Origin of the sequence: Vibrio variabilis (assembly GCF_003263785.1) — a bacterium.
Lineage (GTDB): Bacteria > Pseudomonadota > Gammaproteobacteria > Enterobacterales > Vibrionaceae > Vibrio > Vibrio variabilis.
In genome coordinates, this window is the sequence record NZ_JYJK01000073.1 from 1 (window position 1) to 23,133 (window position 23,133).

25 protein-coding genes and 3 pseudogenes are annotated in these 23,133 nt (G+C 46.4%); 21 read left to right on the forward strand and 7 right to left on the reverse strand.

Annotated features, from left to right (window positions below):
* The 16 genes from TZ48_RS10840 to TZ48_RS10915 all read left to right on the forward strand — a co-directional run.
* On the forward strand, positions 1-326 hold a 326-nt coding region (locus tag TZ48_RS10840), incomplete at its 5' end, for a hypothetical protein (RefSeq protein ID WP_162674542.1).
* The gene (locus TZ48_RS10845) at positions 248-1,642 is read left to right on the forward strand and encodes a YadA C-terminal domain-containing protein (RefSeq protein ID WP_162674543.1); all 1,395 of its coding nucleotides are present in this window, start codon (positions 248-250) and stop codon (positions 1,640-1,642) included. The genes TZ48_RS10840 and TZ48_RS10845, both read left to right, overlap by 79 nt.
* 81 nt (positions 1,643-1,723) lie before the next feature.
* Positions 1,724-2,089 carry a hypothetical protein gene (locus TZ48_RS10850; RefSeq protein ID WP_112479159.1) on the forward strand — a complete coding sequence of 122 codons (366 nt, stop codon included), beginning with the start codon at positions 1,724-1,726 and terminating at the stop codon, positions 2,087-2,089.
* Positions 2,086-2,352 carry a hypothetical protein gene (locus TZ48_RS10855; RefSeq protein WP_112479160.1) on the forward strand — a complete coding sequence of 89 codons (267 nt, stop codon included), beginning with the start codon at positions 2,086-2,088 and terminating at the stop codon, positions 2,350-2,352. The genes TZ48_RS10850 and TZ48_RS10855 overlap by 4 nt, the downstream gene beginning before the upstream one ends.
* Positions 2,349-2,519 carry a hypothetical protein gene (locus TZ48_RS10860; RefSeq protein WP_162674544.1) on the forward strand — a complete coding sequence of 57 codons (171 nt, stop codon included), beginning with the start codon at positions 2,349-2,351 and terminating at the stop codon, positions 2,517-2,519. The genes TZ48_RS10855 and TZ48_RS10860 overlap by 4 nt, the downstream gene beginning before the upstream one ends.
* 64 nt (positions 2,520-2,583) lie before the next feature.
* Positions 2,584-2,808 (forward strand): hypothetical protein, encoded by a 225-nt coding sequence (locus tag TZ48_RS10865; protein ID WP_112479162.1) that lies wholly within the window; start codon positions 2,584-2,586, stop codon positions 2,806-2,808.
* Between the two features lie 52 nt (positions 2,809-2,860).
* The gene (locus TZ48_RS10870; RefSeq protein ID WP_112479163.1) at positions 2,861-3,289 is read left to right on the forward strand and encodes a hypothetical protein; all 429 of its coding nucleotides are present in this window, start codon (positions 2,861-2,863) and stop codon (positions 3,287-3,289) included.
* A gap of 141 nt (positions 3,290-3,430) precedes the next feature.
* Positions 3,431-4,006 (forward strand): hypothetical protein, encoded by a 576-nt coding sequence (locus tag TZ48_RS10875; protein ID WP_112479164.1) that lies wholly within the window; start codon positions 3,431-3,433, stop codon positions 4,004-4,006.
* A gap of 58 nt (positions 4,007-4,064) precedes the next feature.
* Positions 4,065-4,397: a hypothetical protein gene (locus tag TZ48_RS10880; protein ID WP_112479165.1), complete on the forward strand. Its 333-nt coding sequence runs from the start codon at positions 4,065-4,067 to the stop codon at positions 4,395-4,397.
* A gap of 620 nt (positions 4,398-5,017) precedes the next feature.
* Positions 5,018-5,614 (forward strand): C45 family peptidase, encoded by a 597-nt coding sequence (locus TZ48_RS24990; protein WP_239670796.1) that lies wholly within the window; start codon positions 5,018-5,020, stop codon positions 5,612-5,614.
* A gap of 6 nt (positions 5,615-5,620) precedes the next feature.
* Positions 5,621-6,172, forward strand: a complete 552-nt coding sequence (locus tag TZ48_RS24995; RefSeq protein WP_239670797.1) for a C45 family peptidase — start codon at positions 5,621-5,623, stop codon at positions 6,170-6,172.
* Positions 6,173-6,252: 80 nt separating this feature from the next.
* The gene (locus TZ48_RS10895; protein WP_162674545.1) at positions 6,253-6,663 is read left to right on the forward strand and encodes a hypothetical protein; all 411 of its coding nucleotides are present in this window, start codon (positions 6,253-6,255) and stop codon (positions 6,661-6,663) included.
* 67 nt (positions 6,664-6,730) lie between these two features.
* Entirely contained in the window at positions 6,731-7,189 is a 459-nt protein-coding gene (locus tag TZ48_RS10900) for a hypothetical protein (RefSeq protein ID WP_112479168.1), read from the forward strand.
* Between the two features lie 2 nt (positions 7,190-7,191).
* Positions 7,192-7,506: a hypothetical protein gene (locus tag TZ48_RS10905; protein WP_162674546.1), complete on the forward strand. Its 315-nt coding sequence runs from the start codon at positions 7,192-7,194 to the stop codon at positions 7,504-7,506.
* 9 nt (positions 7,507-7,515) lie between these two features.
* Entirely contained in the window at positions 7,516-8,259 is a 744-nt protein-coding gene (locus tag TZ48_RS10910) for a potassium channel family protein (RefSeq protein WP_112479170.1), read from the forward strand.
* Positions 8,237-8,437 (forward strand): hypothetical protein, encoded by a 201-nt coding sequence (locus tag TZ48_RS10915; RefSeq protein WP_112479171.1) that lies wholly within the window; start codon positions 8,237-8,239, stop codon positions 8,435-8,437. The genes TZ48_RS10910 and TZ48_RS10915 overlap by 23 nt, the downstream gene beginning before the upstream one ends.
* Positions 8,438-8,456: 19 nt before the next feature.
* Here the strand turns inward: TZ48_RS10915 and TZ48_RS10920 are convergent, their stop codons facing one another.
* The 4 genes and pseudogenes from TZ48_RS10920 to TZ48_RS10935 form a co-directional block, all read right to left on the reverse strand.
* The gene (locus TZ48_RS10920; RefSeq protein ID WP_162674547.1) at positions 8,457-8,846 is read right to left on the reverse strand and encodes a hypothetical protein; all 390 of its coding nucleotides are present in this window, start codon (positions 8,844-8,846) and stop codon (positions 8,457-8,459) included.
* Positions 8,847-9,432: 586 nt separating this feature from the next.
* Positions 9,433-10,659, reverse strand: coding sequence for a sodium/glutamate symporter (gene gltS, locus TZ48_RS10925; RefSeq protein ID WP_112479173.1), 1,227 nt, complete (start codon positions 10,657-10,659; stop codon positions 9,433-9,435).
* A gap of 111 nt (positions 10,660-10,770) precedes the next feature.
* Positions 10,771-11,796 carry a hypothetical protein gene (locus TZ48_RS10930; RefSeq protein WP_112479174.1) on the reverse strand — a complete coding sequence of 342 codons (1,026 nt, stop codon included), beginning with the start codon at positions 11,794-11,796 and terminating at the stop codon, positions 10,771-10,773.
* Between the two features lie 33 nt (positions 11,797-11,829).
* Positions 11,830-13,180, reverse strand: a pseudogene (locus TZ48_RS10935) (anaerobic sulfatase maturase).
* A gap of 202 nt (positions 13,181-13,382) precedes the next feature.
* Between TZ48_RS10935 and TZ48_RS10940 the strand changes: the two are divergent.
* The 3 genes from TZ48_RS10940 to TZ48_RS10950 all read left to right on the forward strand — a co-directional run bounded on the left by TZ48_RS10940 (position 13,383) and on the right by TZ48_RS10950 (position 16,989).
* A complete protein-coding gene (locus TZ48_RS10940) occupies positions 13,383-14,192 on the forward strand; it encodes a formylglycine-generating enzyme family protein (RefSeq protein WP_112479175.1) in 810 nt (269 codons plus the stop codon).
* Between the two features lie 20 nt (positions 14,193-14,212).
* Entirely contained in the window at positions 14,213-15,937 is a 1,725-nt protein-coding gene (locus TZ48_RS10945; RefSeq protein WP_112479176.1) for an alkaline phosphatase family protein, read from the forward strand.
* Between the two features lie 104 nt (positions 15,938-16,041).
* Complete coding sequence (locus TZ48_RS10950) at positions 16,042-16,989, forward strand: LysR family transcriptional regulator (protein ID WP_112479177.1); 948 nt, start codon at positions 16,042-16,044, stop codon at positions 16,987-16,989.
* A gap of 71 nt (positions 16,990-17,060) precedes the next feature.
* Here the strand turns inward: TZ48_RS10950 and TZ48_RS10955 are convergent, their stop codons facing one another.
* The 3 genes and pseudogenes from TZ48_RS10955 to aptA form a co-directional block, all read right to left on the reverse strand.
* Positions 17,061-17,798: a glutamine amidotransferase-related protein gene (locus tag TZ48_RS10955; protein ID WP_112479178.1), complete on the reverse strand. Its 738-nt coding sequence runs from the start codon at positions 17,796-17,798 to the stop codon at positions 17,061-17,063.
* Between the two features lie 7 nt (positions 17,799-17,805).
* Positions 17,806-19,302 carry a CoA-acylating methylmalonate-semialdehyde dehydrogenase gene (locus tag TZ48_RS10960; RefSeq protein ID WP_112479179.1) on the reverse strand — a complete coding sequence of 499 codons (1,497 nt, stop codon included), beginning with the start codon at positions 19,300-19,302 and terminating at the stop codon, positions 17,806-17,808.
* Positions 19,303-19,307: 5 nt separating this feature from the next.
* Positions 19,308-20,644, reverse strand: a pseudogene (aptA, locus tag TZ48_RS10965) (omega-aminotransferase AptA).
* Positions 20,645-20,938: 294 nt separating this feature from the next.
* On the opposite strand from aptA, the gene TZ48_RS10970 reads away from it, so the two are divergent.
* Positions 20,939-21,487 carry a cupin domain-containing protein gene (locus tag TZ48_RS10970; RefSeq protein ID WP_081941385.1) on the forward strand — a complete coding sequence of 183 codons (549 nt, stop codon included), beginning with the start codon at positions 20,939-20,941 and terminating at the stop codon, positions 21,485-21,487.
* A 26-nt stretch (positions 21,488-21,513) separates the two neighbouring features.
* Positions 21,514-22,999 (forward strand): annotated as a pseudogene (locus TZ48_RS10975) (aldehyde dehydrogenase).
* Positions 23,000-23,133: the final 134 nt, after the last annotated feature.

The window sequence follows — 23,133 nt, forward strand, 5'->3', positions numbered from 1 at the left end:
ACGAGTCAATCGAAGGTATGCGTAAAGAAGCTCAAGACGCTGTAAAAGTTGCTGGCGCTGCTGCTGGTCAAATGTACCAAGACGGTGAAGCGCGAGCAGCATCTATTGAAAAGCGCTCTGGTGAAGCGTTCGCAAGCGCTAAAGCAGATGGTGAAACTGCAATCGCTAACGTTGAAGCTCAAGGTAAAGAGGCTTACCAAGCTCTTGAAAAGCAAGGTGCTGATGAGGTTGCTAGCTACGTAAAGAAATGGCTGAAATCAGTGGAAATGGTGAGAATTCTAACGCCAAACTTCGCAAAGATGGCGAGCAAGCTTACAACCAGCTAGCACGTTCAGCGACTATGCAAGCAAAACGCGCTGACCGCATGGAAGCCGCTGGTGCTCAAGCTTACGCAGAAGGTGAAAAAGCTATTAGCACTGCAAAAGCAGATGGTGAGAAAGCTTATAACCAGCTAGCTAAGTCTAATGTAATGGCGGCTAAACGTGTTGATTCACTAGAGAAGCGTGGTGAAACTGCAATCGCTAACGTTGAAGCTCAAGGTAAAGAGGCTTACCAAGCTCTTGAGAAGTCGACTACCATGCACGCTAAACGCGTTGACGTTCTAGAAAAGCAAGGTGCTGATGAGGTTGCTAGCCTACGTAAAGAAATGGCTGAAATCAGTGGAAATGGTGAGAATTCTAACGCCAAACTTCGCAAAGATGGTGAGCAAGCTTACAACCAGCTAGCACGTTCAGCGACTATGCAAGCAAAACGCGCTGACCGCATGGAAGCCGCTGGTGCTCAAGCTTACGCAGAAGGTAAAGCAGCGGTAGCGGCTGGTGAGAAAGCTTACGAGCAAATCTCTAAGTCAAACATCCTGGCTGCAAAACGTGTTGATGCTCTAGAAGCTAGTGGTACTGCCGCAGTTGATGAGTTACGTAAAGAAATCTCAGAAGCAGGTTCTAACGGTCAATTCGACATTATCATTGACGAAGAAGCAAGACGCCAAGCGACTCAAGCAGTAGCTAAAGTTTACGAAGACGGTCAGAAGGCAGTTAACGAAGTAAACGCTAACGGTACTGCAGCGGTAGAAACTCTGCAAGATCAAATAGCAATGCTTCAAGCTCAAATTGATGACCTGAAAAAGAATGGTGGCGGCAACGACGGTGCAAACACTAGTGACATTTCAGACAAAGAGCTAGAAATTGCTGATAACCGTGCGAAGATTGAAGAAATCTACAAGGCTGGTGATGCTGCTGCTAAATGGGCTGAACGTGTAGCTGACGGTGCTTACACTGAACTAGACACTAAGATTGCTGGTAACTCTGCTCGCATCGGTGAGAATACCAAGCGTATCGACGGTCTAGAGTCTGAAATGAAGGCAATGGGCGATAACATGCTTGCTCTTGAAGACCGTATGGATGGTGTAGTTGCTACCTCTCACGCTGTAGCGAACGCTCGTCCTGTTCTGTCTACTGCTGGTGAGTACGGTGTTGGTGTTGGCATGGGTGCTTCTGGTTCTAAGAAAGCTCTTGCTCTAGGTGGTGCATACCAAATCAATGCTAACTGGTCTACTTCTATGACTGTTAACTACGAGACTGCAGGTAAACGTACCAAGTCTAACCTATCTGCTGGTGCTGGCGTTCAGTACAAGTTCAAGTAATGCCTCTCGACCTCAAGGATGAGGTCAACCTCCAAAGCATCTATGAGGGTGTTTTGTAAGTTAACTAGAGGCAACAACCAAATGAAGAAGTATTTACTACTCGCGCTACTGCTACCTGGTATTGCTGCAGCGCATAGCCAATCACCTTCGAAGATTAAGAAGTATGTAGGCACTGACCGCACAAGCGTTCAAATCAGTCTAACCAACACAGACGCGAAAGCGCGTGGCTTTGAAATCATCGTAGATGAAAAGGTATTGGGTGAAGTCTATTTGAAACCAGACGAGAACAAGAAGCTAAACCTAAATCTAAAGATTGATGAGCGTGACCAGTGGGTACACAAAATTGTATCGACTCGCTCTATTCCCCAGAAGGGTGAATCAGTAAGGACTGAAATTCAAAGCAAGGTATCGCTTCATCGACCAACTCTAAAGAGTGAAAAATCGTGAAGAAGACAGTTCTGGCGCTGGCGGCATTGCTGGCGTTCGAAGCTACAGCGGCCTACATGCCTTCGCCAACAATGGCCCAAGGTGACCGCATAAGGGTAAGGGGCCAAAGCGGTGTGGAAATTGACGCCACTTACCAGCCAGATATGACCATTCAAATGGGGGCGCTCTTGGTAGTGATGCGAATAAAGACAATTGGTACGACAGCCACCACCGAAATAATGACAGGTACCGCAATGAAAACTCTATCTATGTGCAAGCGGTGATACCTATTCGATTTGGGGAGCGCAAGAAGCCAGACCCACAACGCCTATATAACATCGAGCTACGAGCAAGACAGGCGGAAATTGAAAAGCTAGAAGCAGAAGTCGAGTTATTACGTGCGGCTGCTGGTGCTGGCGCAACATCAACTAATGACATCTTTGTGGAGTAACAGATGAAGAAATTAATAATCGCAAGCGTGCTAGCTGGAATTGCCACCAGCGCACTAGCCTCAAATGAAGTGGGCGGAACTTACACGAAAGCTAACTGATCACGAAAATGACATCACCTACAAAACAGGTACCGACGGGGAAACTAAAGCGTCTGGTGAAAGCTTCCTAATTAATATGCCGTCTGGTTCTAGCGAACAAACATTATGGACCAAAGTGGATACTGCCAAATCAGCGCTGAAATTTGGCGAAGCTAAAGTAGTAACCACACTAACTCTAGTAACTAACTAATACCCTATCCCCAAGTACGGGGAACCCTTTCAACCAAATGAGGCAACTAACAATGAACAAACTAATTCTAGCGACACTTATCGCAGCTACAGCGCCAGCTATGGCGAACACCAATGCAACTTTTGATCTAACTACACCAGAAATCCGCTCTATCACTGTAAGCGAATCTCACGGTTCTATTGGTACTGGCAACATGTGGGGCGACGCCGTTGAATTTACGGTAACCAGCAATAAAGCTGACGAGACTACTACATCAGTTCTTGTATCTACGGCTATTACTGGCGTTAACGCTGATAAAGCTTCTCACTTTGCTACACACGTTAATGATACGTTCGTGCTTACTGGTGAATCTGAGAACATTCCCCACGATGTGAACGTTGACAGCCCAAACGAAGTGCATGTTAAGACTTCACTTCAAGACCGTGAACTGACGGCTGGCTCTACTCGCGCCGTGGTAACCCTGACACTACCAGCGCAATAAGGCTCGCTCCCCAAGGATGGGAATTATTTTCAAAGTATCCGTATTGGGCACTTCGCAAATAAGGAATGTGTGTAGGGAGAGGCTAGGATTGCCAGCAATGGATTGCCAAATATAAATCAAAACCTATAAGGCAATGTAAAAATGAAAAAGACACTAATCACAACTCTTATCGCTGGTACCTTCGCTGTTTCTGCTCAAGCTGCAGATTATGACGTTCAGGTAATGGCTGGTGCTGGCTTCGATAAGTCTGGCTCTATCGCTATCGAGACTCACATTGATAAGACTTGGATTGTAGGTGTTCAGGGTAACTTTGGCGGTGGTAAAGACTTAGAGAATTACCAGCATCGCGCTGAAGCAGATAACTACTTTGATTACAAAGGAACTCAAACAAACAACCAAGGCACGCTTTACGGTGGCTACCGTTTTAAAGAAGGTGCTCTAGAAGGTCTAAGCCTTCGTGCTGGTGCAACGTACACTACGATAACTTCTTACCAAGTAGCCGAAGGTCTACGCGACGGTTCACCACTAAAGCTTGAGGATAAATCAAAGTCTACTGGTGTGGCTCCGTTCGTTGGCATTGGCTACGAGGTGTATAAAGACGTTTCAATCAACCTAACTCATACGTTTGGTACTACTAAGCATGAGTTCGTTGGCTTCACTGGTGCTCAAGACTTAAATAGCTCTGTTACTTCACTACTAGTTGGTTTCAAGTTCTAAGTTAGTTTTACCTGGTGGCTGCTGGTCAGCCACCTTTTTCAATAGAGGCAGCGAAATTATGAGTAAACCAGACTACGAAACACTAGAGAACGAATGCGACTTTCTACATGGTCAGCTAGAGCTAGCACGTAGCGCCCACGGTCTTTGGGAAAGCGAAGCAATTGAAGCGTGGCAAGAGGTCCACCAGCTAAAGCGCAAGGTTAAGGTTCTTACCTCCTGTGTGGTAATGGCAACAATTTTTGTATCAGTATCAGCGTGGGAAGTAATGCGTGCTGGCAAAGACTATAAGAACCCGCAAACTCAAAACCTATTAACCTCTATGTCTCGACAAAGCGCAATAGCTGGTGCAATGGCTAGCAATACTATATCCAAAGCTATGGAGCGCGTCTGACTGCAGCGCGAGTTTAGGGAAGCAGCCAAGGAATGAGGCGCGGCTGATGTTCTCCAAGATTAAGCGTGCTGATTGGTGGTTTATTTTTGAGATCGCAATTGTAGTAACCGCTGGCATCGGTACCGTGTACGCGTATGACGAATTGCATTGGTAATTACCTATTTATTGAGTTACATTTGAGTATCACTTTAGATACCAAACGTTAGAGGCGTACAATGTGCAAAATAAATAAAGCCTATGCTGATCATATTGTTGGCATGAGGGAATTTAAGGCCAATCCTGCAGACGCGGTAAAAGGCGACGGCACCGTGTTAGTACTGGCGCACAATAAGCCAGTTATGTACTGCATTAATAAGGATGAGTATGAGTTCGTTTATGAGGCTATAAAAGCAAGGGAATCGACATTGTTGAAATCTTCGAGCAATACAAGGCTCAAAAAGCAGACCAGCAAGAACCATAAACGATTATTAATCATTACTAACAATTTCTAATCCATTTCAAAGAATATCCAGAGTTTCATTTCTGGATATTTTTTTTGGCTCTGATATTATTTGAGCCCCAACTGAGACTCAAAAGAGCTCCTAAAGGGTTTTAAAACAAACGCAATTGAGGCAACGATTATGAAGAATACAATACTAGCTACTTTAATGCTGGCTCTAGCTGGTGGCGCGAACGCTGAACTTATTCAACACACTGACCAAATCGCAGAGGTTAAGTTTACTGGTTCTACTTATGCGCTTGGTAAGCATGTTGGTACCGAAGGTAGAGAACAGATTATTGATTCAATCAATCGCTTTAATGAAATGCTTGGCGTAATGCTACCTGGTCTAAGCGTTGATTCTCTAGCGGCTAGCTTTGCTGGTGCCGAAGTATTCGAGAAGCTACACAAGCACTCACCAGATGCCGCGCAATACATTGAAGGTCTATCAGACGCGCTTAACCTTCCAGAAGAGTATCTTCTAGCTGTGGCTATGTCAGATGAAGCAATCCTAGAATCACAACGCAATGGTGGTATGGGCTTCTTACAGGCAGAGGCACCAGCTAAATGCACGGTGATGGGCCAAACGAACGGTAAAGGTAAGGCGTGGGGCGCAGCTAACTTCGATTACATGGGCATCAACTACGAAGCCTTATCGTTCTTAACCATACTGACGCGAATGGTGATACTCGCATCATCCAAACGTGGCTGGCCTAATTCCTTATGGTGGTGTTTCTAAAGCGGTATGCCAATTCTAATGAACACTATGGCTGATGAAGGTACAGCACGCCAGCATGACGGTGGTGAGATTCTAGAAGGTGTTCCTTCGTTCCATCTTTCTTGGGAAGCCTACAACGCTAAATCAACTCAAGGTCTGCTTAACATGTATGACCAACAAGAGAAGTACACGGCTTATTTCTCTTACGTGATGCTTGATGCTGGTAGTAAAGCAGTTCACATCGAGAACGGCTATGCAGATACCTACAACTATACGTTTGGTGACAAGTACGCTCACGCTAACCATTCAATCTATGTAAAGCATGACTTTGTTGATCATGAATTTGGTGCGCACTCGCTTGACCGCCAAGAATTCGCAGATAAGTTTGTTGCTAACGCTGATATTGATACCAGCGAAGAACAAGCAATTGAAGCGCTACGCTCTAAGCCGCTTTGGAAAGGTCGCGGTGAATTGATGGGTACTGTTACTTCAACTTACTTCGCAGTAGACGGTAAGAAAGTTGATATGGCTATCTACACCGACGAACAACACGAGCCAGTGCGTATTCGTAATTACTAATCCACTGGCATGATAGACCTAGCATTCAACGCTTGTTGGCATGGGTTCTATCTACTCGGCGAACGGCTAGGTGATATTGATTGGCTTCATATCATCCTAGTCATAGCCCTGCTCTATCGGTTCACCAACAAGTATTAGTGGCCACAATGAAATTCACACCAGAAGTATTGACGTTCTTAACAGCCAACGGCTTCCAAGTATCAGACGACAACACTAAAGCGTGGTGGGAAGGTGAAAGCAGTAAGGTTTCATCTATGTCTATCACTGCTGCAATGCCTATTTATGAAGGTAGTGACCAGCGTCGATTCAATACAAATAAGCCTGTTTGGTCCATTCGCCTAAAGAACTCTCTTGGTTGGCGCGAGCGCTTTAAGGCCGAGTCAGATTGGATTGAATGCACAGAGAACGGCACATCGACTTACTTCGACTTCTACGAACGCCAGCTACATACAGCACTTAAAGACTTGGTGTGTGCTGGCACCCGACTCTAACGAAGCGCCATAGCGCACCCTACGGTCATGGACGACCACCCTATTGTTAATTAAGAGGCAACGAACCATGACTAAACACAATATTCCTTTCGCAATACTGGCTGTAGCAATGACTATAGCAGGTTTTAAAGCACACGCGGCTTATCTAGACGAGAACACTGGTGAGGTTGCTGTACCTGAGAATCCAGAACTACTAGGCGCAGAATCAGTTAACTACGGTGACCCAACGGCCTCTTATAGTGGTGTTGGTATCCAGCGTTCTAGCGACTTCACTAACGCATCATTCGTATATGGCGGTGGCTCTCACATCCTATCCTTGGATGTTGGCCTATCTGATCATCAACCTGGTGACGAATCTTCACTGGGTAATCCTGCAGACGCTAAGTACAGCGGTGTAGCTCTACGCGCTAAATACTTCAACGTGAACCATGACAGTGGCTTTGGTTGTCTATCGACTTTTCTACAGCACGTCACCGCTACCCTAACGGCATTGGTGATACGACCGATACCGTTTGCCAAGACGTAGTGTTGGCTGGTGTGGTCCAGAAGTTTGATATTAGTGATAACGTAATGCTGGTACCAATGATGTATGCGGGTACTGACCTTAAATACGGTGGCACGCTGTTCCAAGGTGGTTTGTACGCAATGTACGGCTTCGATGCTGGTCACTGGCTATATGCGAATCCTAAAACAACGTTTAGCTCAAACGCAAGCGATTGGGTTGGTGAGGTTGAACTAGGTGGTGGCTACATGCTTATGGATAACGTGAGTGTTGGCTTTAAGTATGAAATGAAGCAGCAAGCCGAAAACAAAGGTTGGGTTAACGCGTTCTACTACTTCTAAGGAGTCATCATGGAAACCAAACAAGCCGAACAGGTAGGACCGTTCCAGTTCTTTATTTTAATGCTATCAGTCTATGTATTGGCGGCATTGTTCATTGAAAGCGTGTTTGAGTTACCAGAAGACATTAGCGAGGTGTTACGCCTCGCTGATGTTGGTATTTGCTGCGTTTTCTTAGTTGATTTTGTTATCCGCTTTATCAAACCAAGTAACAAGCTAGAGTTTATGCGATGGGGATGGATTGACCTTTTATCGAGCATCCCAATGCTAGACGCCTTCCGTTATGGGCGTGTAGTTCGTGTGGTTCGCGTGCTTCGCATCCTTAAAGCGGCACGTTCTACCAAGGTTATCCTAAACCATGTATTTAGGAATAAGCCAAAGGGTACCTTCTCACTGGTAGCGACGATTTCAATTCTACTCGTTATCTTTGGTGCCATTGCCATGCTGCAATTGGAAGCGGGTAACCCAGACGCCAATATTCACAATGCACATGACGCACTTTGGTGGGCGTTCGTGACTATTACAACTGTCGGTTATGGCGACTTCTACCCTATTACCTTTGAAGGTCGCGTGGTGGCTGGTGTGATTATGACTGCTGGTGTTGGTCTATTTGGTTCGTTTACTGCTTATGTGGCTAGCATCTTCTTGGAAGATACGGACGGCTATGATGCTTCAAATAATGAACTACTCGAAGAACTAAAACTACTTCGCAAAGAAGTGGCGGATCTTAATCATGCAAATCAAAACCAAGATTAAGTTACTAGCTGGTTTTATGTTGTTGGTGGTTGTGGCTCTACATGCCATGACCAACCAAGAGAACTACAGTGAGAACCCTTGTCCTAATGCGAAACAAGCCACCAGCATTGATGAGGATAAATTCAACCTAATAATGGAGCACGCTAAGTCGTGCTCTACTTGTACACAGAGCCACTAAGCTATGACAGAGAAAGTATTTATGATTGTAAGTTCCACTGATACTCGTTTGAAACTTCTCCTTCAACAATTTCAAACTCAGGTATATTTAATGCGTCATATACTAGTCGTTGGTTATCGTTTCCTATACAACGTGGTGTAAGCCCCAATGTCATCCACACCTTTTCAGCTAAGCAGAATGTGTAAAAGGAACTATCTCCCCAAGAGGCAACTACATAGTCATGTCCTGATATCGAAGGAGTCAAATTAGTTAAGCACCCTTTTTCAGCACCAGTAGGAACAGAAAATGCCACAACACCATCGCCAGCTTCGCTCAATATTTCAACAGGCTCATAGTTTTCTTCAGGAACAACTGCCATCTGAAGATGCAAGTGTTCTGCATTTAACCCATACATATCAGATTCTTGCATGCAAACGACCTCCACGCGCAAATCCGGAGCAGTGCCAATAGGTTTTAGGAGTTCTCTTAGTCTTACGGGCAAAGACTCTGCTGGAAGTGGGAATGGTTCGGGTAACGTCATGATTTTCCAAGTTTAACTGTCAGACTAGTAAGACAAATAATTGTATTATATATGCCACCTTCGACATAAAGGTAGTGTGAGATCAAGTAATTAATTATTAGCACCATGTTCGAAGCGGACACATTCTACCCTAATCGCAACACAGGTAAGGCTATGAATAGCCACCGACTTAATAGACGACAGGTAAGTATTAGAAAAAATAGCCCAAATGGTTACTTGGAGGCATGAAGCTTAAGCGGCCGCAAACTTACTTTGGGGTAAAAGCGAGTTTAACTTAGAGGCTATCGCATGCTGTGACTAGATTCCTGCCTGCGCAGGAATGACGGAACCTTTAGCTTGAGGTGGGAGTAGATGGGTTGTGAGTTTGCATCTTTTCGCTATAAAAGGAGCTCGATATGAGCCCCTCCTACTCTCAACACCACCATGTTGCAAAGCCTTACAACCTAGGCGTCTTTTATATGAGTTCCAAAAACGCTTAAGCCAATACCCCCATGAAGTACGGAATAATAAACGCATTCGCTAAGTCGATAAAAAACGCACAAACCAATGGCACCACAATAAACGCTTGATGCGAGTTACCGTACTTCTGTGCTACGGCTGACATGTTGGCCATTGCTGTTGGTGTCGAGCCTAGTGAAATACCACCAAATCCAGAACAGATAACGGCGGCATCGTAGTTCTTACCCATCGCAGGGAAAATGATGAAGAGGTTAACCAAAATCGCGACTACAAACTGTGCGCCGAGAATGGCAAATATCGGTCCGGCCAAATCTACTAGCGTCCAAAGCTGCATACTCATCAGTGACATCGCCAAGAACGCACCGAGCGACATGTCCGCAATCAACGCCACAGCAGGCTTGTTTGCAGGCCATTTTGTGCCAGTAATACGTGGATAGTTGTGCGGGACAATGTTCGAAAGGATGATACCTGCAAACAGACAGGTCACGAACAGAGGCAGTTGTAGCCCAAGATACTCTACCCCTTCATTAAGGAACACACCGACAATAATACAGGTATGAATGGCGAGCATGGCATCGAGGAAATCATAAGAAGTGATTTTCGGCTCTGGTTTGTTATCAGCCACACCCACATCTAAGTGTTGTTCTTCAGCGGGCTTAAGGTCATAGCGTTTAATCAGGAACTTAGCGATTGGACCACCCATGATACTAGCCAGAATCAAACCAAAGGTGGCACTCGCAATACCAATTTCCATCGCTGTATTAAGGGCAAACTGCTCTTGAATTTTTGGTGCCCAAGCAATTGCGGTACCGTGGCCGCCAATCAGCGATACCGTACCACTGAGAAGACCTGCTACCGGCTCCAAACCAAAGGCCGTTGCCACGGTAATACCCGTGACGTTTTGGATCAGCATATAGCCGACGGTGATGGCGAGCAAAATAATGAGTGGCTTACCACCTTTCATCAAGTCGCCTAAGCTGGCGTTAATACCAATGGTGGTGAAGAAGTAAACCAAGAGTACGTCGCGAGCCATCAAATCAAAAGAGACTTCAAGCGACGTTGCCATGTGGAAGAGTGCGAACAATACCGAGAAAACAATACCACCCGATACAGGCTCTGGGATACTAAACTCCTTTAGAAACCCCACAACCTGATTAAGCCTGCGCCCCACAAACAAAACAATAATGCCCATGGTTACCGCTAGAAAAGAATCGATATGAATCACACCGTCTTCAATTATCATAGTCCCTACATCCTGTAACAAAATAATAACTACAGGATGCCTGTATTCAGTATGCTATCCAACTCTTTTGTGGTGAATTTTTTATTTTGTTACATATAGTTGAGAAACTGCTCAAAGATTTTGCTTCGCTTTTAATTGCTCAATCACGTACGGCGGTGCCACCTTACCTAGCTCTTCTAAACATGCCTCTGATTTCGCGTTGCTGTGACGAACGTACATATCGCACACCGCATAAAGCTGCTCTGGTGCGCCTGAAATCAAATAGGCCTGCTCAAAAGATTGGGTCGCTTTTGCTACATCTAATGGCTCTTGTAATACCCCATTCAAATACCAGTAGTAACTGTTCTCAGGAGCAAGCTCTGTCGCCTTCTCTATTGCGCTCGCGGCTTCTGACTTATTCTCCATACGAACCAAAGTTAGCGCTTTCGCATATTGAAGCTGTGCCGAAGAATCGTCACGCTCGATAGCTTGGTTAAGCACATTTAACGCCTGTTTATCGTTAGATTGAGCGCGATAGTTATCAGATAAACTAAGTGATGCTTGTGTCGTCAGCTCCGGATCATCTATAAGCGCAAGATACTGCTGCTCTGCCTTCTGCCACTGCAATTGCCAACGATAGACGTCACCCAATAGTAATTGACTGCGCTTGCCAGATTGTCTTTCAAGGTATGCGGTCACTGTAGGATAAATCTTATCAATCGCCTGTTGCTGTTCGTCAGCCATGGTCGAGTAATCTGGCAATAAGTTAATTGCTGCCGCTATTTGTACCGACTCCTCACCATCAGATAGCAACGGGGATACTAGCTTCCATCGATACTCAAATTGATAAGGTTTTGCACCAACTATTGCCGCTTCCCTAACATCAGGATTCCTATCTTTCAAAGCACGCGTAACCGCCACTAACGCATTCTGATTGGGGTATTGGCTAAGCTCATGCAGTGCATCGACGCGCGCTTCTGCACTCTCTGCTTGGTTTTGTGCCACATAAGACAAACGTTGAATGCGCTGCTCGGTAGACGCTTGCGCAGAAGACACCACCTGTGCGTTTGATGCATCGATAACGGTATTATCTGCAATTGCGTAATGGCTAATTGATGCCAGTAACAGGCTTGCCAGCGCCAAAGGTTTGATATTCATGATTCGCTCCTAAATTGGATACTGAGTACCTTGCTAGAACTTTGGATTAAAGCCAGTTGTACTGGTTTTCTGAACAACACTTTGCATGGCCATCTTTCTTTGCTCAGCGACCGCTCTATCACTAAACTTGCCATGGGCTACCGGATTTCCAGTTGCACGCAATATGTACGCTAACGCTTTGTCTGCGTGAGAGAAAAACTTTTTCCACCCTGCACACAAATAGTTCAAACCAGGCTCTCCATTTCGAGTTTTGATGAAGCGATTTTTTGGACACTCTCCATAACAAGCGAATTGGTAGTCACATTGCTGACATTGGCTCGTCAAAGTACGAGATTTTGCAAAACCAAACTCTTGCTGGCCTTTGCTGTAAGCCATATTTTCTAGCTATCGGTATTAATATTGCCAATCTTGTATTCTGGGTAGACATAGTGGTCACAGCTAAACACGTCGCCATTTGGCTCCATTGCCAACCCTTTTCCACACAGTGACCCTAAAGTGCACAGTGGATTTTTGCGTCCCATCCACGTCTCTACACTGGCTTCAAAATACTGGACAAACACCTTACCAATGTCTTTCTGAACCCATTCGTCAAAGACTGCGACAAGAAAATTACCCCAAGCCTCATCCGACACACACCAAGCTCCATAATAGAGTTTGCATTACCCGGAATAAGGCGCTTATCGCCTTGTCTTAACTGCTCACTCGATTGCCCTGTCTGAGGCGCATCGGTACGAAACGTCTTTTGTTCAACAATAGGAATAAACTGCATTTGCGGCGAACGTACTTCATCACGCAAAAAGCGGTAGACCTCTAGAGGGTTTTTACTGGTTAGATTGTTCACACACGTCAACGTGGCAAAGCTTACTTTATGTTTATGTAATAGCTCGACTGCCTGCATGACTTGTTTATGAGTACCACGACCGGCACGGTTGGTGCGATAAGCATCGTGCAGCATTTGTGGCCCATCAATACTTAAGCCGACGAGGAAGTTGTACTTAGCTAAAAACTCACACCACTTGTCATCTAACAAGGTGCCGTTGGTTTGTAAGTCGTTGGAGATCTTCACACCTGGTGGCTGGTACTTCGTCTGTAGTTCGACGATTTTTTTGAAGTAGTTCAGACCAAGCATGGTCGGCTCACCACCCTGCCAAGAGAAAATGATCTCCGGGGTGTTCTGACCTTGAATGTAGTTTTTGATGTACTGCTCAAGCATGGCTCCGTCCATCTCTGGTGAACAGCCTTTCTTATATTCAAGCAAGTCTTGTTTGCTCAGGTAGTAGCAGTAGTTACAGTCGATATTACACACGGCACCAATTGGTTTTGCCATCACGTGCATTCGCTTAGAGGGTCTTCCTTGAAATTGTGGCCCTTGAGTTAACTGCATCGGTGACTCGGCGTTAGAAGAAGATGCCACAGGAGATGTGGTCGCGTTCGCGCTAGAAACCATAGAAATAGACCTCATATCGGATAACGAGCTCAGTGTATCCCAAGTGCAGAGCGGTGATTGTTATAGTGCATATAACCAAAAGGAAAGTGCGCTGAAGTTAATATTAAGAGGATACTTTTGACTGACAAGAGCAACGCACATGAACCATCACACAGAGGAAAAGCAGGCATGGAATGCGACCAAACTATTCGTAGTCTTCGCTATCATCGCGCTACCTATCCTACTTTCCGGCTGCGCCACTAAGCCAGATCACCCTATTGCCCTCAAAATCAACCAAGACATGGTTCTGGTAGGAGGTGGCGAATATGTGATGGGATCCGATGCTCCTGAAGCCTCTAAGTCAGAGCGCCCAGCTCACACTGTAAACGTAAACAGCTTCTACCTTTCAAAATTTGAAGTCACTCAAGAGCTATTTGAGTCCGTTATGGGTTCATCGATGAGCTTTTTTGCCGACCCTAACGTGCCTGTGAACAACCTAAGCTGGCAACAAGCCAATTACTTTGTCGAGCGATTAAATGAGCTGACGGGTGAAAACTATCGCCTGCCTACGGAAGCAGAGTGGGAATTTGCCGCAAAAGGCGGTAACCAGTCCAAAGGCTACACCTATGCGGGTTCTAACAACATTGACGACGTCGCGTGGTATGTCGGAAACGCAAACAATCGCGCTCATCCTGTAGGACTTAAACAACCCAACGAACTTGGCCTCTATGACATGACAGGTAACGTCGGCGAGTTCGTTCAAGATGCCTTTGATGACGGCTTTTACCGTTTTTCTCCTGTCGATAATCCCAACAATGCCAAACACTCCGACTCTGGTTTGTCACATAAATCCGTTAGAGGTGGAAGCTTCTCCTATGACGCTGATGAATCAGAAAATTTCCGTCGTGACTTCGCAAGCCAATCTATAATTATGTCGGACATGGGATTACGTCTGGCAAAAGATCACTAACGTCTTGGCAAGGAACCTGTATGAAACATACTCTCAGTACACCCTCTCGCGTGACACGCGCACTCTTGGTGACAGCGTCACTTACTGGTGGGCTTTTGCTGCCAACCATTGCACATGCCGATGCCAACCAGCCGAAACTGGTAGTACAGATCACCGTAGATGGATTACGTGCCGATCTCATTGAACGATACAAACACAATTTTGGCCATGGTGGTTTTCGCTATCTAATGGACGAAGGGGTCTACTACAAAAACGCCAACTATGAACACGCCAATACCGAAACAATCGTAGGTCATGTCTCCCTAGCAACGGGGGCGCCACCTGCTGTACATGGGATGGTGGGCAACGTCTGGTTTGATCGCTCGCTTGACCGACTGGTTTACAATGTCGAGGATCCTAACTACGCGATGCTCGCAACGGGAGCTGGTGTCGATAAAGCAACGGAGATCGACCCCACTCAAAAAGCCGCTGCCGGCGACGGACGCTCTCCAGACCCTATTTTGTCGACCACCTTTAGTGATGAACTGACTATCTCCAACAATGGTCAATCTCGCGTGTTCTCTGTATCCATCAAAGACCGCGGGGCGATATCTTTAGCAGGTCATAGCGGCAAAGCTTTCTGGTTCTCGAAAGCGCAGTCAGAGTTCGTCACCAGTAATTACTATTACGACAGCAATCCTCAATGGTTAAATCGTTGGAATGAAAAAGCGATCCCTAAACGCTACTCAGGTCAACGCTGGGAACTCTCCTTGCCTAAAGAAAGTTACTCTTTGCAAGAACGTGCTAAAGACCACAAAGTCGACCTTGGTGGCTTTGCACGATCCTTCCCGCACCCATACGGACCTGCGTCATACAAGTACTACTCGACCATGCTAACGGTTAGCCCTGCGGGTGATGAAATCACTGCTGACTTTGCAAAAACGCTGATGGCGCAAGAAAAACTGGGAACTGGCTCCGCAACCGACTTTTTAGCCATCAGCTTCTCTTCTAACGACTACGTGGTGCATTTGTATGGTGCCTCAAGTTTAGAGACTGAAGATAATTTAATTCGACTTGATAAAACCTTGGCGGATCTGTTCAGCCATATCGACAATTCCGTAGGTCTAGACAATACGCTAATCGTACTTTCTGCTGATCATGGCGTACCAGAAGCTGCACCAACGCTAAATACATTAGGGTTTAGACAGCCGTTCTACTTCAATAAAGATGCCCTACTCACCAAAGAGTTGATGAGCAAGTTAAAGAGCGAGTTTGGATTGGGTGAAGAGGTCATTAAACTTTACGCACAGCCATACATCTACCTAGATCACGACTTAATTGCCAAAAAAAACCTATCACTGAGTGATGTTCAAAAGCTCATCGCACAAGAAGTGATGAAAGTAAAAGGCGTTGCCGCAGCAGTGACCAGTGAAGACATTGCGAACAATCGCGTTGCGGATTCCCGTGTGAATCAATTGATTCGAAACAACTATCACCCACTGCGCTCAGGCGATGTGTACATGGTGTTTGGCTCACGTACCTATATCAACGATATGGACGGACTCACCATTGCGTCAACGCATGGCTCGCCTTGGCGATATGATACTCATGTGCCGGTTATCTTTGCAGGTAACAAACTGGAAGCTAAGACCATCAGCCGCCCAGTCACGCCCTATGATATCGCGCCTACGCTTTCTGGCTACCTAAACATTAGTGCGCCAAGCGGTGCAACCGGCAATATCCTTGAAGAGGTTGTCGATAACTAGCGTTCATTGGGAGGGGCGTTTGATTAAGTAAATCAAACGCCCTTTCATTCTTGATACCCCTTAACTATTATGTTTACGAATCATTTAGTTAAGGCAGCAAATCCATGTCCATTACCCAGCAACTTAAACTGTTTGTCGATGTCGTCCAACAAGGCTCGTTTGCCAAAGCCGCATCGTTAAACAATATGGACAACTCCTCACTATCCAAACAGATCAAGAAGCTCGAGCAACACCTAGGTGTTCAATTACTCAATCGCTCAACACGTTCGTTTTCCCTGACCTCTGCCGGGGAGGATATTTTAGCAGAAGCCTATCAGCTCATTGATACTCTTGATAATATTAAGAACATTGCGGATTCCTACCAATCTGAGCCAAAAGGCGTCATTCGTATCGTCTCTGCCATGTTCCTCGGCCAGCAATATATCCAACCTGTAGTGACGCGATTTATGCGTAAATACCCCAATGTTCAGGTGGTGTTGCATTTAGACGACCGGCGTACCGATATCATTGCCGATCACTATGATGTGGCGATTCGGATGGGCAAACTGGACGACTCCAACCTCATTGCCAGAAAGATTGCTAATTCTAACTTTGCTGTAATAGCGTCGAATTCGTTTATTGATACTTACGGCAAACCCACAACACCAGAAGCACTGATTAACTTGCCTGCCATAATTTACAACAACGGCACCGTTTGCCTGGATACCTTTAAAATGAGTACAGAACCTAATGGCGGCGAGCTTCGTTCGTTTAAGATGCAAGGCAACTACAAAGTCAGTGACGTTCGCACCTTGATTGCGGCTGTGCGCGATGGTTTGGGTTACGCAGTAATTGATTTGTTCAACCTTGAGAAGCCCATTGATGAGCTCGGGTTAGTCCCTCTACTGACTGACCATACTCTGTCGACTCTCGACAAAGGTATCTACGCCCTCTATCCACACAGGAAACAAACTCTTCTGGTATCGGAGTTTATCAACGAGCTAAAACTGGCGATTGGTGAGCCGGCTATCTGGGAAAGTTATATTCCTGACTATCACTTGATGTACAAATAGGCCTGATGTTTCTTCATTAGAAAGAAGAAAGACACCAGGCCTATTGGAGACGGTTATACCCAAGACAATTATCAGACCGCTTGTTGCATTCGCTCTGCGCTTTTCCCTTGTTGTGCCATAACAAAGAAGTTATCGATCCAGTGCAAAATAAGTGCTGAGTCTTGTGGCTGTTCTAGGTCAACGAACGCTTGCTGATAGTGCTCTGCCGTGATGAGATGCTGACGTTTTTCCACCAGCTTCTGAGTAAAGGGCACACTAAACTCCGGGTGCCCTTGAACCGTGAAGATATGATTGTCTTTGACCAACATGAAGTTAGGACAAAACTCATTACCTGCAATCACCGTAAGCGCTTTAGGAACAATCGTGACCTGATCTTGATGGCTAACCAGCAGTCTTGCACTGTCTACCGACAGGCTCATCCACTTCTTTTGCGCTTGCATCTGCACTTCATAGCTTCCTAGTCCCCAACCTTTATCGGACTTTTGCACCTTACCGCCTAGTGCTCTCGCGATCAGCTGATGACCAAAGCAGATACCGACTAAAGGCTTACGCTGCGCTTCGCAACGGACGATCCAATCCACCAGCATGAGTATCCACGGGTGATTATCATACGCGTTATGCACACTGCCAGTAATGATAAAGCCGTGGCATTCATCCAGCGCTGGTAACACACCTTTGGTGGCATCGTAGTCTTGAAACGTAAAGTCACGGTTTATCTCGACCAACGAGCCCTCAATCATGTCAGCGTATTGACCATAATCGGATAACGGTGGATCGACATGACCACAAGTAATAATCCCTATCTTCATTCATCACCTACTTCATTGTTGGCATTACAAATTCACTTTCACGTTGCCCTTTTGGCCAGCGTGCTGTCACTGTCTTCATACGAGTATAGAAGCGTACTCCGTCATTGCCATGCACATTCAATGGACCGAAAATAGAACGTTTCCAACCACCAAAGCTGTGGAACGCCATCGGGACTGGAATTGGCACATTCACACCCACCATTCCGATTTCAACTTTTTCTGCAAAATCGCGAGCAGTATCGCCATCACGGGTAAAGATCGCTGTGCCATTACCAAACTCATGCTCATTAATAAGCGCTAAAGCGTGTTGGTAATCTTTCGCTCGAACCACGGAGAGTACTGGACCAAAAATTTCTTCGTTGTAAATGGTCATATCTGCGGTCACGTTATCAAATAGTGTACCGCCTACGAAATAACCTGGAGCACCCGTATCAATATCTCTTCCATCGACGACTAGCGTCGCGCCTTGATCAACTCCCGTTTGAATGTACTCACGTACCTTATTCATGTGTGGCTCACTGACCAATGGCCCCATTTCGTTCTCTGGAGAAACGCCAAGGCCGGGACCGACTCGCAGTGCTTGCACTTTTTCTTTAAGAGCTGCAACCAACTTATCCGCCGCTTCATCGCCCACTGCAACCGCTACCGAAATCGCCATACAGCGCTCGCCCGCCGCACCATAGGCCGCGCCCATAATCGCGTTCGTTGCGCCCTCAAGATCGGCATCCGGCATAACAACTAGATGGTTTTTCGCACCACCAAGTGCCTGTACGCGCTTACCATTAGCACTGCCTTTTGAGTAGATCGCTTCCGCAATTGGTGTCGAGCCAACGAAGCTCACTGCCGCAACATCAGGCGCTTCCAGCAATGCATCAACAACCTCTTTATCACCTTGCACAACATTGAATACGCCATCTGGCAAACCGGCTTCTTTTAGCAATTTTGCAAGCATTAGCGAAGCACTCGGATCTTTTTCCGAAGGCTTAAGAATAAAGCTGTTACCGCAGGCAAGAGACACAGGAATCATCCACAGCGGTACCATCACCGGGAAATTAAACGGCGTTATCCCTACACAAACACCTACTGGCTGCATCATTGAGTAGCTATCAATTTCACGTCCAACATTTAGCGAGTGCTCGCCTTTAAGTAGGTGTGGAATACCACAAGCAAACTCGACCACTTCCAAACCGCGAGTTAGCTCCCCCAGCGCATCGCTATGAACCTTGCCGTGCTCGGTCGAAATCAATGTTGCCAGCTCATCGGCATTGTCTTCCAATAGGGCTTTAAAGCGAAACATGACGCGAGCACGCTGCAACGGCGGAGTCGCTTGCCAATCAACTTGTGCTTTTTTGGCAACCTCGACGGCCGCCAAGGCTTCCTCTGCACTAGAAAGCTGAACTTGCCCTTTTAGCTCGCCATTAGCAGGGTTGAACAAATCGGCATTTCGCTGGCTACTACTCTCAACAATCTCGCCATTAATAAAGTTTGATACCAAAACTGACATAAGTTTTATTCCTTGTATTCAATATTTTGTAGAACATCGGCAATAAGCGTAAACAGATCATCAATATGCTGTTTTTCAATAATCAAAGGAGGTGACAGTGCAATGATGTCGCCCGTCACCCGAATCAGTGCGCCTTTCTCGAAACACTTAGTAAACACCTGATAAGCACGAGAGCCGGGTTTACCTGCAATACCTTCGAGCTCAATGCCCGCGATTAATCCGTAATTACGTAGATCTTTCACATGAGGTAAGCCCTTCAGGCTATGTACCGCTTGCTGCCAGTAGTCAGCAAGGTCCGCCGCTCGGGTATAGAGGTTTTCATTACGGTAGATATCCAAGGTAGCGAGACCCGCCGCCGCCGCGACTGGGTGACCTGAATACGTGTAGCCATGGAAAAGTTCGATGGCTTGGCTCTCGGGAGAAACCATTGCTTGATAGATCTCATCGCTAACGAACACGGCTCCCATTGGGATAGCGCCGTTAGTCAGCCCTTTAGCCGTGGTGATAATGTCTGGCTTAACATCAAACTCTTGCGCAGCGAACGGGCTACCAATACGGCCAAAGCCGGTAATCACTTCGTCAAAAATGAGCAAAATACCATATTGGGTACAGATCTCTCGTAGGCGTTTTAAATAGCCTTTCGGCGGAAGAATCACCCCTGTTGAGCCAGCAATTGGCTCCACAATCACTGCGGCAATATTACTCGCATCATGGAGGGTAACGATGTTATTGAGACTCTCCCCCAGCCCGGATCGTAATCCGGCAAGCCATGACTAAAGGCGCTATGCTCGATACTTAATGTATGCGGCAAGTGATCAACGCCAGTAAGTAAGCTACCAAACGCCTTGCGATTATTAACAATGCCCCCAACGGAGATGCCACCAAATCCTACTCCGTGGTAGCCACGCTCTCGGCCAATTAAGCGAGTTCTTGTGCCTTGCCCTATCGCACGCTGATAAGCTAACGCAATTTTTAAAGCGGTATCAACAGACTCTGAACCCGAGTTTGTGAAAAATACTCGATTCAAGCCCGATGGGGCAATCTCTGCCAGTTGTTCTGCAAATTGAAACGGCAACGGGTGCCCCATTTGAAACGTTGGCGCAAAGTCCAAATTATGAATTTGGCTTGCCACGGCTTCACTGATCTCATGTCGGCCATGCCCTGCGTTACAACACCAAAGTCCAGCAGTACCATCAAGGATCTTTCTTTTATCCTCTGAGGTGTAATACATCCCCTCAGCAGATACCAACATTCGCGGTGACGCTTTAAACTGCGAGTTTGCCGTAAAAGGCATCCAAAAAGCGTCTTTATTGGTTGATTGTTCGCTTACTAGCGAATCCATGCTTTTATTGTTCGTCCCATGCATAGTGCACCCCAACGGTCATAGTTGAACTGATCTTAACTGAACTGTTCATAGTTGAATGAATGATTGTTTCTTTTACTAAACACCGCTAAACACTCACACCGCTTTATGTAAATGCAATGTTATTAAATATTAAACAAAATTGACTATAGAACGTTCTTTTGAGCCGTGCAATGATAAAATTATAAACATTTTCTGGTTTTTTGCGTTTAGTGAGCTAGGATTGTGTTTAGTTTACTAATCACTATGAGTCATCTAGGGAGCATTCATTTCATGGAAATGGAGATTGGATCAAGATTCAAAGCGCTACGCGAACGCGCGGGACTCTCGCAACGAGAGTTAGCAAAGCGCGCTGGGGTCACCAATGGGTTTATTTCACAGATAGAAAGTAACGCGGTTAGCCCGTCTGTCGCTTCTCTGAGTAAATTGCTCAGCAAGATCCCCTCTTCTATGGCGGAGTTTTTCGCCGTCGATGAGCCCCAGCCAGAGCAGTTCTTTACCCGACGAGCAGAGCAGCCTGAAATTGGTCGCGGTAAAATCAGCTATCGCCAAATTGGCCACTATCACGAAGATCGCCACATCGGCATGCTAAGGGAAACGCTCGCTCCAGGTGCAGACACGGGTAAAGAAATGCTCAGTCACGAAGGACAGGAATGTGGGGTCATAGTGCAAGGCGAGCTTGAACTCACTGTTGAAGAGCAAGTTACCCGTTTAGTCGAAGGCGACAGCTACTACTTTGATAGCGAGCGCCCTCACCGATTTAGAAACACCACTGATGTGGATTGTGTCATTATCAGTGCAAATTCACCGGCAAGCTTCTAACCAAAAGGAATTAAGGAAGGGTATTTATGGACAACATGACATGGCATGACAAGGCAGAGGCATTGAGTTTTCGAACTCAGGCATTCATCAATGGTGAATTTGTCAATTCGGCTTCCGGCGATACGTTTGAAATTATTAACCCGGCAACTGGGCACTCACTTGCCACGTAGCTCGCTGCAGTGAGCAAGATGTTAATACAGCAGTTGAAGCAGCGCGTGCGGCATTTGAAAGTCGCGTTTGGAGTGGCTTAGCACCTAGTGAAAGAAAAGCGATTTTGCTCAACTATGCCAAGCTGATCGATGAGCACAGAGAAGACTTCGCACTACTCGAGTCGCTGGACATGGGCAAACCCATATCGGATGCAATGGGCTATGACGCTCCAGCAACCGCGCGCTGCATTCAATGGAACGCGGAAGCCATAGATAAGGTGTACGATGAAGTGGCTCCTGTTACTGAAGATGCACTCGCTCTGGTCACCAGAGAAGCGCTTGGTGTGGTTGCAGCGGTTGTACCGTGGAACTTCCCTACTGTCATGGCTGCATGGAAAATTGGCCCGGCACTTGCCACTGGTAACTCGGTTATAGTGAAGCCGTCTGAGAAGTCTCCGTTGACCGCTATCCTTTTGGCCGATCTTGCCAAACAGGCCGGGATCCCAGCAGGCGTATTTCAAGTACTCCCAGGATTTGGGCATGAGGCGGGACAGGCGTTAGCCTTCATAACGATGTCGATTGTATCACCTTTACTGGCTCCACCGCTGTCGGCAAAAAACTGCTCTCCTTTGCTGGAGAATCCAATCTCAAACGTGCCTTTATGGAATGTGGCGGTAAAAGTCCCCATATCGTGCATTACGACGTCAAAGACATAGAAAAAGCGGCCGCTACCGCTGCGTCCGCTATTTGCTATAACCAAGGCGAGGTGTGTACTGCGGGCTCCCGTTTGCTTGTTCACTCTTCGATCAAAGATGAGTTTGTCGCACTGCTGTTGAAATACATGGAGAAGTGGCAGCCTAATGACCCGCTTCTAGAAGATACCCGCGTTGGAGCAATTGTTGATGCCGCTCAGTACGAGCGCGTGCTTAGCTACATTGACATTGGGAAAAATGAAGGTGCGACGCTCGCATTTGGTGGTAGGCCCGCTATGACACACACCGATGGCTACTTCATTCAGCCTGCTGTGTTTACCGACGTCACATCGGATATGAGGATATTCCAAGAGGAAATTTTTGGTCCTGTTCTTTGTGTGACGACCTTCGACTCGATCGAAGAAGCGATCACCCTCGCCAATGACAGTGACTACGGCTTAGCGGCAGGAATCTGGACTTCAGATATTTCTACGGCGGTTCGCTGCTCTCGAGCTCTCAGAGCAGGTACCGTGTTCGTTAATAACTGGGATGGTGGCGATATGACCATGCCATTTGGTGGCTACAAGCAAAGCGGCAATGGTAGGGACAAATCTTTGCATGCCCTGCACAAATACACCGAACTTAAATCTACTTGGATAGAGCTTGATTAGCGCGCCGTGTATTTGCGCTCAATCACGTACCGGGTAACTCACTGAAGAGTTACCCGGTAATCTATTGTTTATAAGAATATTTTTCTTCCCCACCTCAATGCTAGATGCTCAGCCTGACCAAATACGAATAATTA

Bases quoted from the DNA above. Each gene is read 5' to 3' on its own strand.
- TZ48_RS24990 (WP_239670796.1), top strand. From the start codon at position 5,018: ATGAAGAATACAATACTAGCTACTTTAATGCTGGCTCTAGCTGGTGGC.
- TZ48_RS10920 (WP_162674547.1), bottom strand. From the start codon at position 8,846: ATGCAAGAATCTGATATGTATGGGTTAAATGCAGAACACTTGCATCTT.
- TZ48_RS10915 (WP_112479171.1), top strand. From the start codon at position 8,237: ATGCAAATCAAAACCAAGATTAAGTTACTAGCTGGTTTTATGTTGTTG.
- TZ48_RS10960 (WP_112479179.1), bottom strand. From the start codon at position 19,302: ATGTCAGTTTTGGTATCAAACTTTATTAATGGCGAGATTGTTGAGAGT.
- TZ48_RS10945 (WP_112479176.1), top strand. From the start codon at position 14,213: ATGAAACATACTCTCAGTACACCCTCTCGCGTGACACGCGCACTCTTG.
- TZ48_RS10940 (WP_112479175.1), top strand. From the start codon at position 13,383: ATGAACCATCACACAGAGGAAAAGCAGGCATGGAATGCGACCAAACTA.
- gltS (WP_112479173.1), bottom strand. From the start codon at position 10,659: ATGATAATTGAAGACGGTGTGATTCATATCGATTCTTTTCTAGCGGTA.
- TZ48_RS10910 (WP_112479170.1), top strand. From the start codon at position 7,516: ATGGAAACCAAACAAGCCGAACAGGTAGGACCGTTCCAGTTCTTTATT.
- TZ48_RS24995 (WP_239670797.1), top strand. From the start codon at position 5,621: ATGCCAATTCTAATGAACACTATGGCTGATGAAGGTACAGCACGCCAG.
- TZ48_RS10875 (WP_112479164.1), top strand. From the start codon at position 3,431: ATGAAAAAGACACTAATCACAACTCTTATCGCTGGTACCTTCGCTGTT.
- TZ48_RS10870 (WP_112479163.1), top strand. From the start codon at position 2,861: ATGAACAAACTAATTCTAGCGACACTTATCGCAGCTACAGCGCCAGCT.
- TZ48_RS10865 (WP_112479162.1), top strand. From the start codon at position 2,584: ATGAAGTGGGCGGAACTTACACGAAAGCTAACTGATCACGAAAATGAC.
- TZ48_RS10970 (WP_081941385.1), top strand. From the start codon at position 20,939: ATGGAAATGGAGATTGGATCAAGATTCAAAGCGCTACGCGAACGCGCG.
- TZ48_RS10955 (WP_112479178.1), bottom strand. From the start codon at position 17,798: ATGAAGATAGGGATTATTACTTGTGGTCATGTCGATCCACCGTTATCC.
- TZ48_RS10930 (WP_112479174.1), bottom strand. From the start codon at position 11,796: ATGAATATCAAACCTTTGGCGCTGGCAAGCCTGTTACTGGCATCAATT.
- TZ48_RS10880 (WP_112479165.1), top strand. From the start codon at position 4,065: ATGAGTAAACCAGACTACGAAACACTAGAGAACGAATGCGACTTTCTA.
- TZ48_RS10900 (WP_112479168.1), top strand. From the start codon at position 6,731: ATGACTAAACACAATATTCCTTTCGCAATACTGGCTGTAGCAATGACT.
- TZ48_RS10950 (WP_112479177.1), top strand. From the start codon at position 16,042: ATGTCCATTACCCAGCAACTTAAACTGTTTGTCGATGTCGTCCAACAA.
- TZ48_RS10845 (WP_162674543.1), top strand. From the start codon at position 248: ATGGCTGAAATCAGTGGAAATGGTGAGAATTCTAACGCCAAACTTCGC.
- TZ48_RS10850 (WP_112479159.1), top strand. From the start codon at position 1,724: ATGAAGAAGTATTTACTACTCGCGCTACTGCTACCTGGTATTGCTGCA.